Origin of the sequence: Anaerolentibacter hominis, from assembly GCF_032380675.1 — a bacterium.
In the GTDB taxonomy this organism is placed as follows: Bacteria; Bacillota; Clostridia; order Lachnospirales; family Lachnospiraceae; genus Anaerolentibacter; species Anaerolentibacter hominis.
In genome coordinates this window covers 1,199,047-1,211,730 of the sequence record NZ_JAWDIX010000001.1, presented here as the reverse complement: position 1 = coordinate 1,211,730, position 12,684 = coordinate 1,199,047, and the positions used below count along the sequence as shown (strand labels likewise).

The 12,684-nt window shown below is 50.2% G+C and carries 12 protein-coding genes; 3 read left to right on the top strand and 9 right to left on the bottom strand.

Annotation, left to right across the window (positions count from 1 at the left end; translation table 11 throughout):
* Positions 1 to 36: 36 nt before the first annotated feature.
* Positions 37 to 684 carry a type 1 glutamine amidotransferase family protein gene (locus ABCW47_RS05640; RefSeq protein WP_343208879.1) on the bottom strand — a complete coding sequence of 216 codons (648 nt, stop codon included), beginning with the start codon at positions 682 to 684 and terminating at the stop codon, positions 37 to 39.
* 142 nt (positions 685 to 826) lie between these two features.
* Between ABCW47_RS05640 and ABCW47_RS05635 the strand changes: the two genes are divergently transcribed.
* The 3 genes from ABCW47_RS05635 to ABCW47_RS05625 all read left to right on the top strand — a co-directional run bounded on the left by ABCW47_RS05635 (position 827) and on the right by ABCW47_RS05625 (position 2,760).
* Entirely contained in the window at positions 827 to 1,759 is a 933-nt protein-coding gene (locus ABCW47_RS05635; protein ID WP_343208878.1) for a helix-turn-helix transcriptional regulator, read from the top strand.
* A gap of 23 nt (positions 1,760 to 1,782) precedes the next feature.
* On the top strand, positions 1,783 to 2,442 hold the full coding sequence (locus ABCW47_RS05630; RefSeq protein WP_343208877.1) for a hypothetical protein: 660 nt from the start codon (positions 1,783 to 1,785) through the stop codon (positions 2,440 to 2,442).
* A 90-nt stretch (positions 2,443 to 2,532) separates the two neighbouring features.
* Positions 2,533 to 2,760, top strand: coding sequence for a hypothetical protein (locus tag ABCW47_RS05625; RefSeq protein ID WP_343208876.1), 228 nt, complete (start codon positions 2,533 to 2,535; stop codon positions 2,758 to 2,760).
* A gap of 13 nt (positions 2,761 to 2,773) precedes the next feature.
* On the opposite strand, the gene ABCW47_RS05620 is transcribed toward ABCW47_RS05625, so the two are convergent.
* The 8 genes from ABCW47_RS05620 to ABCW47_RS05585 all read right to left on the bottom strand — a co-directional run bounded on the left by ABCW47_RS05620 (position 2,774) and on the right by ABCW47_RS05585 (position 12,684).
* Positions 2,774 to 3,526 (bottom strand): alpha/beta fold hydrolase, encoded by a 753-nt coding sequence (locus tag ABCW47_RS05620; protein ID WP_343208875.1) that lies wholly within the window; start codon positions 3,524 to 3,526, stop codon positions 2,774 to 2,776.
* A gap of 162 nt (positions 3,527 to 3,688) precedes the next feature.
* Positions 3,689 to 3,952, bottom strand: a complete 264-nt coding sequence (locus ABCW47_RS05615) for a CD3324 family protein (RefSeq protein WP_343208874.1) — start codon at positions 3,950 to 3,952, stop codon at positions 3,689 to 3,691.
* 186 nt (positions 3,953 to 4,138) lie between these two features.
* On the bottom strand, positions 4,139 to 5,326 hold the full coding sequence (locus ABCW47_RS05610) for an ABC transporter substrate-binding protein (protein WP_343208873.1): 1,188 nt from the start codon (positions 5,324 to 5,326) through the stop codon (positions 4,139 to 4,141).
* 129 nt (positions 5,327 to 5,455) lie between these two features.
* A complete protein-coding gene (locus ABCW47_RS05605; protein ID WP_343208872.1) occupies positions 5,456 to 6,244 on the bottom strand; it encodes an SDR family NAD(P)-dependent oxidoreductase in 789 nt (262 codons plus the stop codon).
* A gap of 284 nt (positions 6,245 to 6,528) precedes the next feature.
* On the bottom strand, positions 6,529 to 8,196 hold the full coding sequence (locus ABCW47_RS05600) for a formate--tetrahydrofolate ligase (protein WP_343208871.1): 1,668 nt from the start codon (positions 8,194 to 8,196) through the stop codon (positions 6,529 to 6,531).
* A gap of 141 nt (positions 8,197 to 8,337) precedes the next feature.
* A complete protein-coding gene (locus tag ABCW47_RS05595; RefSeq protein WP_343208870.1) occupies positions 8,338 to 9,201 on the bottom strand; it encodes an ATP-grasp domain-containing protein in 864 nt (287 codons plus the stop codon).
* Positions 9,198 to 10,091 (bottom strand): ATP-grasp domain-containing protein, encoded by an 894-nt coding sequence (locus tag ABCW47_RS05590; RefSeq protein WP_343208869.1) that lies wholly within the window; start codon positions 10,089 to 10,091, stop codon positions 9,198 to 9,200. Before ABCW47_RS05590 ends, ABCW47_RS05595 begins: the two co-directional genes overlap by 4 nt.
* Positions 10,084 to 12,684 carry an FtsK/SpoIIIE family DNA translocase gene (locus ABCW47_RS05585; protein ID WP_343208868.1) on the bottom strand — a complete coding sequence of 867 codons (2,601 nt, stop codon included), beginning with the start codon at positions 12,682 to 12,684 and terminating at the stop codon, positions 10,084 to 10,086. Before ABCW47_RS05585 ends, ABCW47_RS05590 begins: the two co-directional genes overlap by 8 nt.

The following is a 12,684-nucleotide window of genomic DNA, read 5'->3' as shown; positions in this document are numbered from 1 at the left end:
TTTGGGGTACGTCTCTGTGTGCCTCACTCCAGTGCTTTAGAGCCCATCAACTTTATTCCGTTCCGGCAAGGTCTGCATGAGAGCATAGAAATATTCAGGTTCTCCTGTTCTAAAATAATCATACCACGCATCCAGGGTATTTGATTCAAAAACACCTAAATATCCAATCATTTGTTTTGCCCACAGCAAAGCTCCGGTACCGCTTGCAGTAATAAGGTTCTTATCCGCCACCGACGGCTTGTCAATATAAAAGCTTTGCCCTTTATAACCGGCAGAAACCAATTCAAGAAATCCCGGCCCGTTGCTGGTATGGGGACGCTGGTCCAACAGTCCAAAATTGGCAAGGGCGGCGGTAGCTCCGCATATTGCTCCTACCACAGCACCCAACGCGAGCAATTCACTTGCTTTTTCAATGACATCGGCATGCTTTGGATCATTCCATGTATCTGCGCCAGGTAAGAGCAGCACACTTGTTTGATCCATTGCAATATCTTCAATTAAGCAATCGGGCACAATTGTCAGCCCGCCCATTGTATGGATTGGCTCCCTGGAACAGCTGACCGTTTTGAGCGTTACACGCTGCGCATCCTTTTTGAAAAAACGACCGGAATTCAGCTCTGCGGTCACATGCCCCAGTTCCCAGTCGGCTAAGGTATCAAGCACATAAACATAGATTGTATACATAAATTTCCTCCATTTGTAACAATTCGTCTGCCTGATGTCTTCTTCTGGCAGACAGTCTGATTGATTTGTTTGCTTTTTTATTGTACCATGTAATTAATGACACCAGTGTGGCCACAATTACAATGGAAAGGCGGCTCTCGGAATGAAAATTGACAGGCTTGTCAGTATTATTATGGTACTTCTGGAAAAGGAGCGGACAGGCGCGCAGGAGTTGGCGGATATGTTTGAAGTTTCACCCCGCACCATCTACCGTGACATTGATGCGATCAACATGGCGGGTATTCCGGTTTTCTCAGTGCCGGGCGTGGGCGGCGGCTTTGAAATCATGCAAAACTACAAGATGGACAAAACGGTATTTTCGACTTCCGATCTTTCCGCGCTTTTGATGGGTCTATCCAGCCTTTCCAGCATGGTACGCGGGGATGAACTGGTACACGCCCTTACAAAAGTCAGGAGTTTTATTCCCGCCGGCAAAGCAAAAGACATTGAATTAAAAGTAAATCAAATATGTATAGATTTAAGCCCTTGGATGGGCAACAGCAGCATACAGCCCTATTTCGAAATGATTCAATCAGCTTTGCAGGAAAACAAGCTGCTGTCCTTTGAATATATCGCCCACCATGGAAATAAAACCACGCGGAAAGTCGAGCCGTACCAGCTTGTATTAAAAAGCAGCCATTGGTATTTACAGGGCTATTGCCGCCAAAGAAACGATTTCCGCTTATTCCGACTATCCCGCATGTCGGATCTCCGAATACAAGGGGATTGTTTTATACCGAGGGATTTCCAAAAACCTCAGCTGGAATTTACCGATATTCTGGAAACGCTGCAGACAAAGATCAAAATCCGTATTCATAAATCTGTGATTGATCGAGTGCTTGATTTCTGTTCCTATGAAGATTTCCTGACCGACGGTGATGACTATTATCTGGTTCATTTCCCCTTCGTGGAAAACGATTACTACTACAATATTTTAATGAGTTTTGGAGATAAATGCGAGTGTTTGGAGCCGCTGCATATACGCGCGGAAATGAAACGCAGAATACAAGAGATAGCTTCTTTATATGAAAAATAAAGAAAAAAGAAAGGGGGATGCCTATGTTCATACAGCCGTTTTCACTGAATCATTTTTCATTTAACGGATGGCTCAGCTTCGTCATCCTTGTCCTTTCCATGGCATTGCTGCTCTTTCTGCTGATCCGGTGTCTGGTCAAGAAACAGGCCCGGCGTAAAGCGATCCGTTATCTAATTCTGTTCCTTGCCGCCGTTCTTCTGTTGATGATACTATATCGTCCTTATTCCGTTGACTGCCGCCGGGACGGAACGATTACCTCTACCCCGAATATTTCTGTAAGCTCCACGATTCTCACAGAAGCAGAACAGAGCCGTCTTTCCGATCTGTCCTTCGCCGATCAGGATGAGCTGTCCCTGCTGCTGAGCGATACCCTTGTAGGGAGGCATTATACCTGGAACCCTCCTGATGGCCTGGCAAACCGGGATTACCTTGAGATGAGGATTCCGCTATCCGGTGTTCCCTATTCCCGATCGCCCAATCAGGTTACTGTTGTTCTGTACGGGGACCGCTACCCGGATGATCGGAACGAACCGCATGTCCCGTTAACGGAATCGCTCCATGGGAGTATTGAGTATACCTATGAACTGGGTTCCTTTGAATTTTCCTTGAAGCTTAAGATTCTGAATCCGGAGGAACTGCTCACTTGGCTGGAAGGAAAAGGATTCATGGATGCTTCCTCCTGACCCGACAGGCCATACCTTGTCTGCCTCCTTGTTTTTTTCGTCTCTCAGGGATAAAATAGAACTATCGTCAAAGATAAGGAGGCTTTTGATATGAGAACAGAGAAATTCAAAATGGAACGGCCTGATCTGGTTCATGTCGGGGATGAGGTGGAAATCTCCGAGCATGGCACTACCATCTTAAGCTATATTATTGAGCCCGCTGTGGCTATGTCCGGCTGTTATAACAGCAGCAACCGGATTTTATCCACCCACGGTACGGTCGTCCGGATTGATCCCTATGAAAGTGCTTTTTACGTCTACGTGGAATTTGAAAGCTGAGCCGTCCATGCTTTTATTCTCTGAAAAATGCTTTTACCGTTTCCGCGAATTCTTCCGCGTTGGTCAGCATCGCCGGGTGCCCGCCGCTGGGGAACAGATGTATTGTTCCATCCGGAACAAGCAGGTTCATCGCTCTGTATTCTTCTGCCATATCTTTTCTGCACATGGTATCTTCCACACTGCCGGTAAAAAGAATGGGAACCTTTAATGTTTCCAGCGGTTTGTGAAACAATGGGAGCTTATTCTCCGCACATTCTGTTAACGCCTTTGTATTCAGGTCTACAACGGTTTCCCAATCTTCTCCCTGACACCACTCATAGAACTGCCTGGAAAAATCATTCCTTTTCGCAGAGGCTCTCTCCTCCAGTAAATTTGCAGAAAAATCTTCCGCCAGGGTTCTTCCGTCAAAGCTGTCTGCAACGACCTTTTTAACCAGGTCCGGACGTTCCAGCGCGGTATTGACCGCCGACCAGGCACCGCCGCTTGTGCCGACCAGTCCTGCTTTACCGCAGTCCAGGTACTCTAAAAGCGCAATCACCTGCTGCGCTTGCGAAAACCATAAATCTGCGGGAAATCCTTCCATTCGATCTGATTTTCCGTTTCCCAGAAAATCAACCAGGATTACTTTATATGAATCTTGATACAGGGGCAGCAGCAGCTCGAACATCTTTGAAGAAGCCGTATCGCCGTGCAGAAAAACTAACGGCAAACCGGTACCGGCTTCCTCATAGTAAATATTGTTTTCTCCATACTTAAAATATGCCATCCTAACTTTCTCCTTTCCTGTCTGTTCATTATAGCAGGCGGGAGAAGGCGCTCAAACCTTATGTTCGTTCTTAAAACAGAAATGCGCCGCGATTCCCTCACGACGCATCTCCCGTTTACGGTATATTTTCTTTTTGAGAAGCAGCAAATAGCTTCACTCTGCTCAGCTATTCTTTACTATTCTCTGTATGCTCTTTTCGGATAGGAAGTATTTTTCTGACAGCTTCCCGACACTCATGCCATTCTGGAAATCCTGTCGTATCTGAACATTTCTGGAAGCCAGAAATTGCTTCGTATCCGTATTTTCTCCCCAGCTCTTTTTATGCTCCTGCTTCTTGGGGATATAAATCACTCTGCCCTCCACATATTCCTGCACTTGCTCCAGAAGTTCTTTCGGTAGCACCTTAACTATATTTTGATAGCTCATTCTGCATCTCCTAAAATTTTATTATTCAGGATCGGCAGAGGCTATTAATCACAACTGATTTTAAACCTTTTATGTGCAAACAGCCCCTGCTATGCACAAATTCTCATACCCATAATAATGCTCCTTTCTCAGATTGATACATTTATTATAACACACTTTCCGGACAACAGTACCCTTATTCAGCTGTTATTTTATATCTGCAAACGCGTATTTTGTAAAGCTTGCGCCGTCCTCATTTACTTTTGCCACCGCATAGACGCCATCGATATTTCTATCCTCTGTCCGGATCTTAAATTTCCCGTTTAAGCCCTCGTAATCCCCGATATCCAGTATCGCCTGTTTCCATGCGTCCGCATCCGTGGTGCCTGCTTTTTCCAGGCCGGTAAGGGCTACCATGGCTGCATTATACGCATAGCAGACAAAGTTGTCATCGGATGATCCGTCGTATTTTTCCCGGAGAATAGAGTCCAGTTCTTTCATCTTATCCGTTATTTGTGCAGAGGCCGATACGATCCACGCCGCATCCTTAGCCCCGTCCCCGGCAAGAGTAAGAATTTCCTCCTGATAGGCGGAACCTGAGAGCACCACGCGGATATCCGGAGCATTGTCCTCAATCTGGCGTATCATCTGTGCTCCTTCTGTATACTGACAGATCAGATACACAGCCTCCGCGCCGCCCTGTTTCATCTTCGTTATCATCGGGGTGAAATCCTTTGTCTGACCGATGATAAATCCTTCATCCGCCACAATCTCCAGGTTATGTTCCGCGGCATATTCTGTAAAGGCACCGTCCACGGTAGCGCCCCAGTCGTTATTTGTATAGATTACGCCAACCTTCTTTGCATTCAATTTATCATCCAGATATTCCGCCGCCGCTCTCGCCTCCTCCGTATTGACCAACGGCATGCGGAAGGTATAGTCATACAGCGCTGTATAATCCGGATGAGAACAGGACGGAGCAATGGTAAGCACCTTCTCCTGATCCAGCACCTCGGCCATAGCCAGTGCGCAGGTTGAGGAGAATGGGCCGATCACACAGGCATAATCACCCTCGGCCAGAATTTTGTTGGCGATAGTAGCCGCCTCCTTTGCGTCGTTTTTATCATCAAATATTTCGATTTCCACCGGTGTTCCATGATAGCCCCCGTTTTCATTGTAAAGGTCTATAAACAGCTGTACCCCCTTCTTAAAGGAAGTTCCGTACTGGGAAAAGTCTCCTGTCATGGGTCCAACCAGCGCTACTCTTAATGTCTCTCCAATCTTTTCCGTCTGTTCCTTTCCCTCGTTCTGCGCCGACGCTGCATTCTTGCTGCAGCCGGTGAGGCAATTCATCAGCAGTACCAGAAATACCAGACATAGTAACCATTTTTTCATTTTCATAGCTCCCCTTTCCTTTCTGCCGGATCAGATCTTCCGGCCTGGATCGTTTTCTTGATCTATTAGAAAAGGCGCCGTAAGTTTTTACACTCACGGCGCCTTTGCCAAACAGTTTTGTATTGTTATTTAATTCCAGGGAGACGTCCATGCCGTCTCTGTATCTTCCACGATTCCCTGCCCTCCGTGGGCTGTAAAAATGCTGCCCGTCACATAGCCGAGCCGAGCCGATGAGAGACAGACAATCAAATCTCCGATTTCCTCCGGTTTGCCTGCCCGGTGAACCGGTATCTTGGACATGGTATAAGCTGTGTTTTCATAGATAGCCTTTGCCATCAGAACCGTATCCGTCACACCCGGAGCCACTGCATTTACCCTGATTCCAAACGGGGCCAGCTCTGCCGCCGCCCCCTTCGTCATCACATTCACTCCCGCCTTCGCCGCACCGTACATCACCCGGTAAGTCACCGGTGTGAGGGATGACAGGGAGGATACATTGATGATTACTCCGCCCTTCTGCTGCTTCATATAAAATGCGGCCGCCTGCACCCCGAAAAATGCAGTAGAGAGATTTAAATCCAGGATATAACGGTAATCCTCCTCGGACAGAGTATCCACCGGTCCGTGACGGTTTCCGCCGGCACAGTTAATCCAGATGTCGATCCTTCCGAACTTTTTTACCACCCGGTCGGCAAATGCCCTGACTTCTGCTGCTTTCATCGCGTCTACAGCTTCCACCATCACATCCTGGAAGCCACGGCTCCTCATATCCATACGAAAAGCATCCAGTTTTTCTTCTGACCTGCCGCACACGGCAACATGGCAGCCTTCCGCTGCAAAGCCGGCCGCCGCTGCCGCGCCGATTCCTGTGGAACCCCCGCAGACAACCGCCACTTTATCTTTCAGCCCCAAATCCATTTTGTTCTCCTTTCAGCCTCATCCGCTTGCGGCATTCCCCATAGTTTGCTTTTCTGCCGGCAATCATAACCCGAACAGATTCTCTTTGTCAACCGCTTGAGGAGAGGACAGCAGAAACTGATCCATTTCCTTCATAATTGAAACATTTTCCTGCTCTGTTCCGGCAATTTGAAACACTTCTCTTATCTTTTTCAAGTACGCCTCGGCGTACTTGCTGCAATCCGTCGGAGGCTCACCACCTATAGAGGGGGAGTCTTATCTACTTCCATGATAAATACCTGTCATTAGAACAGGCCGGTGATCCTGCCTTCCTCATTGACATCAATCCCCTCCGCGGCAGGCTTCTTCGGCAGCCCCGGCATCGTCATAACCGTACCGGTGATTGCCACCACAAAGCCGGCCCCAGCCGATACATACACTTCCCTGATGTTGACCGTAAAGCCCTCCGGGCGGCCTAACAGGGCAGGATTGTCGGAAAGGGAATACTGATTCTTCGCCATACAGACCGGCACATTCCGGTAGCCGATTTCTTCAATCCGTTCAATTGCCTTCAGGGCAGCCGCGTCATAGGTGACGCCCGCCGCACCATAGATTTCCTTTGCAATCGTCTCGATCTTTTCTTTTATCGAAAGCTGGTCCTCATAGAGGAAACGGAAGTTTTTCTCCTTCTCCGTTGCCAGGATGACCTTCTGCGCCAGAGCGGTACCGCCCTCGCCGCCCTTCTCCCACACTTCGGAGAGGGCGAATTCACAGCCCCTGCCCTCACAGAACTCTTTTACATAGGCCAGCTCCGCATCGGAGTCCGTGATGAATTTATTCAGAGTGACAACAATAGGCACTCCGTATTTCTGCAGATTTTCTATATGCTTTTCCAGATTTACAATTCCCTTTTTTAGGGCATCCAGATTTTCTTTTGACAGCTCCGTCTTCGGAACTCCCCCGTTATATTTCAGTGCACGCACCGTTGCAACCAGCACGATCGCATCCGGGCTTAAGCCCGCCATGCGGCATTTGATATCCAGGAATTTCTCAGCGCCCAGATCGGCGCCGAATCCTGCCTCCGTGATGGTATAGTCCGCCAGTTTCAGCGCCATTCTGGTGGCACGTATGCTGTTGCAGCCGTGGGCGATATTGGCAAAAGGTCCGCCGTGTACCAGAGCAGGCGTATTTTCCAGCGTCTGAATCAGATTGGGACGGATAGCATCCTTTAACAGGGCTGCCATGGAGCCCACCGCATTCAGCTGGCCAGCAGTAACCGGCTCTCCGCCGTAGGTATAAGCCACGATAATCCGGGAAAGCCTTGCCTTTAAGTCCTCCATATTCTCCGCGAGGCAGAGAATTGCCATGATTTCCGAGGCTACCGTGATAATGAAGTGATCTTCTCTGACAACTCCGTCTGCTTTTCTGCCAAGGCCCACCACAATATTTCGCAGCACCCGGTCGTTCATATCCTCACAGCGCTTCCAGACAATCTGGTTGGGATCAATATTTAAAAGATTTCCCTGGTGCAGATGATTGTCCAGCATTGCCGCCAGCAGATTGTTGGCAGACGTGATGGCATGAAAATCACCGGTAAAATGAAGGTTTAAATCCTCCATCGGGACAACCTGGGCATATCCGCCTCCGGCTGCTCCTCCCTTTATGCCAAAGCAGGGTCCGAGAGAAGGCTCCCGCAGCGCAATCACAGCCTTTTTACCCAGCAGGCCGAAGGCCTCCCCCAGTCCTACGGTTGTGGTCGTCTTTCCCTCTCCTGCAGGAGTAGGATTGATCGCGGTCACCAGGATCAGCTTGCCGTTCTCCCGATCTTTGACCGCTTCCCACAGTTCATCCGTCAGCTTAGCTTTATATTTTCCATAGAAATCCAGCTGATCCTCTGCTATATCCAGTTTTTTTGCCACCTCTTTCACCGGCAGCAGCTTCGCCTCCTGAGCAATCTCAATATCCGTCTTCATTCTCCAAAACCTTCCTTTCATGTAATCCTGTACCGGCGGCCCTTAAGCCGTCAGTAAAACACCGGAATACATCCGGTGGAATCCTTTCCTTCCTGTTTAAAAGTATATCATAGGACACCCGCCCCCGGATAGCCCCGATCTTTACTTTGCACATTCCTTTAACTCGCCCAGAATCCAGTCCAGATACAGGGGTACAATATTGATATCTGAACACTGATAGAGCATCCTGGCTCCCACCACATCTTCAATCTCATTAAATATCAGCTGGCCTTCATCGCCTATGATAAAGTCAATGCCCACCAGGCCAAAGCCCCCAAAGAGGCCGATAATCCTGTTTACCGGCTCTTTTTCTTTCTCCGACAGCTCATAAAGCTCTACCCTGCCGCCCAGAGAATAATTGGATTTAAACCCGGCTGCGGCAGTCCGAAGAACCGCTGCTATGATATCCCGGCCGATGACGTAGACGCGAAGGTCCTGATGCCTGGTTCCGGTCAGGGGCTGCAGTACGCCGTCGCTTTTGATAAAGCACTCCCGCATGGTGTCTGTAAATCCCTCCCGGAGGTCGAATACCTGTCCGCCCCCGTGACCGTCCACACTCTTTAATACAGTATCCGCCGGATAGCCGGATGCGATATCCTCCACATAATCCCTTTTGCAGAACCGGGAATCCACCATGGGCACCCCGGTCCTTGATACATACAGATAGGTCCTGGCTTTGTCATTGCAGATCTCCGCAATTCCGGCACGGTTAAAAACCGGGACTCCCATTTCCTCCAGATGCCTGGACAGCAGCGGATAAATACAGCGGCAGATGGCGAAGTCCGGCCGTTCCTCCTTCCCTTCATAGGATATATAGGGCCGCCCGTCTCTCACGCCAAAGTCCAGTAAATCGACAAAAAGCAGATCCAGCTGAATCTGCCTTTTTCTGCACTCTTCCATATAAAGATTAATATAACCCCTGTTGCAGTCTGCTTCCTTCCTGCCGTAAATCAGCCAGCCCTTCACTGCGCCCGCTTCCTTTCTAAAAGAATATGCTCCATGATATTGTCAGCCACATTTACCCCGGTACAGGTAAAGATATTTTTAAAATGAGCGTTGGAATTCACCTCACAGACCAGAGGCTTTCCCTCCGGGCCAAACAGCAAATCCACCCCGGCGAAGTCCAGTCCCAAAGCCCGGCAGCTTGTAACTGCCAGCTCTTTTTCCGCCTCGTCCGGCGTGTAGGGCTTCATCTTGCCGCCGTTTGAAATATTGGCCCTGAAATCCCCGGTATCCGAATACCGGTACATAGCGGCCACGACCTGATCTCCCACAACCTGCAGCCGGATGTCCCGTGCAAAGCTGCTGGCTATAAATCGCTGGAACAGCATAGGACGGGCACCGATACCCAGCACGCAGCTCTCCAGCTCTTCCATGGAATGTACCAGATAAACCTGCTGTCCGAATGAACCGAAGCACTCCTTTACCACCATAGGAAACCCAAGCCTCTCAGCCGGCTTCCGCAAAAAATCCAGATTGCTGTATCCGATATTGCCATAGGTCATAGGCGCCAGAATGGTCTCCGGCATGGGGATTCCCGCCTTGTAAAGAATCTGGTGGGTCAGGGACTTGTCGTCACAGGCTTCAATGGCGCCAGCACTATTATAGACCGGGATACCGGCCTCCTCCAGCGCCCTGGCCAGCCGGATATCCTTATCCCAGAACAGGACAAACTCCGGCCTGTCCTCCGGCCATATACGCCCGCCAAACTCCACCAGCACCTCCGCGTTGGTCCGGATGCACAGAGAAATCCCTCTTCTCTTTCCGGCCTCCAAAAGCCACTGTGCCAGCTCAGAAAACTTATTTGTATAGAGAAATTCATTTACGATCAGCCAACATTCCTTCAATCTATTCACCCTCGGTCTGCTCCGCCGGCTCTCCCCGGAGATAACATTCAAACTGTCCCTGGTCCATCAGCACTTTCCTGGGCTTGGTCCCTTCCTCCGGTCCCACTACCCCGGCCTCACACAGCTGGTCCATGATACGCGCCGCCCGATTGAATCCGATGCGGTAAACCCGCTGCAGCATACCGATGGATGCCTTGTCCTTCTCGATAATAAAACGCCCGGCGTCAGCAAAATACTCATCCCTGCCGTCCTCGGCCTCCTTGCTGTTTTCCTGGGCAGCCGTGGAAGTAGACGTAATCTTCTCATTCATTTCAGCGCTGTACTGAGGCTTGCATTTCTGTTTGGACAGGAAATCAACCACTGCGCTTACTTCTTTATCGGAGACAAATGCTCCCTGGATTCTCACCGGCTTGGGATAGCCAGACGGAAAGAAGAGCATATCTCCCTTGCCCAGCAGTTTTTCCGCGCCGGACCCATCCAGAATCGTTCTGGAATCAATGGCGGAGGAAACCGCAAAGGCAATTCTGGAAGGAATATTTGCCTTGATCAGCCCGGTAATAACATTGACGGACGGACGCTGCGTGGCAATAATCAAATGCAGCCCCGCCGCTCTCGCCATCTGTGCCAGACGGCAGATCGCATCCTCCACCTCGCCGGGAGCCACCATCATCAGGTCGGAAAGCTCGTCCACGATGATTACAATCTGGGGCATCCTGCGGTAGCCTTCCTCATTATCCTCAGGCAGTTCCGCTATCTTGCGGTTATAGCCCTTCAGATCACGGACACCCAGCTCCGCAAATTTATTATACCGTTCCGTCATCTCGTTGACCGCCCAGTTTAAGGCGGCCGACGCTTTCTTCGGATCGGTCACCACCGGTATCAGCAGATGGGGAATCCCGTTGTAAACGCTTAATTCCACCACCTTGGGATCGACCATAATTAGTTTCACATCGTCCGGGTTGGCTTTGTATAAGATGCTCATGACAATCGTATTGATGCAGACAGATTTACCGGAGCCGGTGGCTCCCGCAATCAGCATATGAGGCATCTTGGCAATATCGGTGACAACAATCTGGCCGCCGATATCCCGGCCCACGGCAAAGGTGATCTCCGACGGATGGTTCTTAAACTCACTGCTCTCCAGCAGCGTCCGAAGCAGCACCGGCGAGTTCTCCGCGTTTGGCACTTCGATTCCCACCGCGGCCTTTCCCGGTATAGGCGCCTCGATCCGGATATCCGTTGCCTTCAGGTTCAGCTTGATGTCATCGGACAGGCTGGTGATTTTGCTGACTTTTACCCCCTGCTCCGGCTGGAGCTCATAGCGGGTAACCGCGGGGCCGCAGCTTACATTGGTAACTGCCACCCGCACACCGAAGCTGTCCAGGGTCGTCTGCAGCTTCATAGCGGTCTCCTTTAATTCCTTGTCGCTTACTCCCTTCGTTTTTCCGCTGGGGCGGGAAAGCAGAGAGGTGGGAGGAAATACATAGGGCTCCCCCTTCGCGTCCATGGCCGCATCCAGATTGAGCGGTTCCTCCTTCTTCTCCTTCTTGCTCTCCGGTATCTCCACTCTTTCCCGCAGAACAGGTTTGGGTTCTTCCGGCATCTTATGTATTCTGACTGGTTCCGGTTTATCCTCCATCATCTGAGGGTCAAAACCGGCCTCTTCCGTCACAGCCGGTGTAATCTCAGCCATAGCGGCGCCAAATGACGCTTTGTCACTCCCGCCCTGCTCCCTGCTCTCCCCGGCAGGACCGAAGCCAGCCTCCGCCTTATCCGGCGCAAAGCTGTTCTGTATTGTAAACTCCGGGGGATTCTTCCGTCCCTCCGGTATAATCTCCGACATGTCAACCTTTTTAACAGACGGCTTTCCTTCCTTCTCAGCAGGCTGAGGCTCCGCTTTCCCCGTTTCCAGCGCATCCGCGTCGAAGGTAAAGAGACGGCGTTTTTTGTTCCCCTCCGGCTCAGGCTCTTCTTCGGCCTCCTGCTCTTCCTCGTACATCCTGCGCTGTTTTCTTTTTTCCTGATATTCCCGGAACTGCTGCTCGCTTTTCCTGCGGATCGCAGAAAGGAACAGTTTCCCGGTTAGGAACATGAGAAGAATCAAAATTACGGCAATCAGGACCAGATAAGCGCCCACTTCCCCCACCAGATAGCCAAACAGCATAACCAGCAGACCGCCGATGATTCCGCCGCCGGACTTATTCTGTGCGGAGATCTTATAATAATCCAGCACCTTGGCCAGAGGATCATAGTGGCTGGCGATCAGCTGAAACAGCCCGGTCAGGGCAAACATAATACCGCCTATGTAACATAGCTTTCTGGTCACTTCTTTATTCTTCCGGTTGGATATACGGAATGCCGCCGCAAGAAACAGCGCATAGGGAAATACATAGGCCAGAACACCCATGATCCCGAACATAAAATGATTCAGCCACTCTCCCACCACGCCGCTCAGCCCAAAATTGCTCAGAACCAGCAAAATGGTGATAACCAAAGTGACAATCAGTATGATCTCATCCCGGTATCCTGCTGAAGCTGTATTTTTCTTCTTACCCCCTGCTCCGGCACGACCCGTTGTTTTCTTTTTCCCCGCTTGAGCCAC

Coding starts and splice junctions, on each gene's coding strand:
- ABCW47_RS05640 (WP_343208879.1), bottom strand. CDS start 684: ATGTATACAATCTATGTTTATGTGCTTGATACCTTAGCCGACTGGGAA.
- ABCW47_RS05635 (WP_343208878.1), top strand. CDS start 827: ATGAAAATTGACAGGCTTGTCAGTATTATTATGGTACTTCTGGAAAAG.
- ABCW47_RS05630 (WP_343208877.1), top strand. CDS start 1,783: ATGTTCATACAGCCGTTTTCACTGAATCATTTTTCATTTAACGGATGG.
- ABCW47_RS05625 (WP_343208876.1), top strand. CDS start 2,533: ATGAGAACAGAGAAATTCAAAATGGAACGGCCTGATCTGGTTCATGTC.
- ABCW47_RS05620 (WP_343208875.1), bottom strand. CDS start 3,526: ATGGCATATTTTAAGTATGGAGAAAACAATATTTACTATGAGGAAGCC.
- ABCW47_RS05615 (WP_343208874.1), bottom strand. CDS start 3,952: ATGAGCTATCAAAATATAGTTAAGGTGCTACCGAAAGAACTTCTGGAG.
- ABCW47_RS05610 (WP_343208873.1), bottom strand. CDS start 5,326: ATGAAAAAATGGTTACTATGTCTGGTATTTCTGGTACTGCTGATGAAT.
- ABCW47_RS05605 (WP_343208872.1), bottom strand. CDS start 6,244: ATGGATTTGGGGCTGAAAGATAAAGTGGCGGTTGTCTGCGGGGGTTCC.
- ABCW47_RS05600 (WP_343208871.1), bottom strand. CDS start 8,196: ATGAAGACGGATATTGAGATTGCTCAGGAGGCGAAGCTGCTGCCGGTG.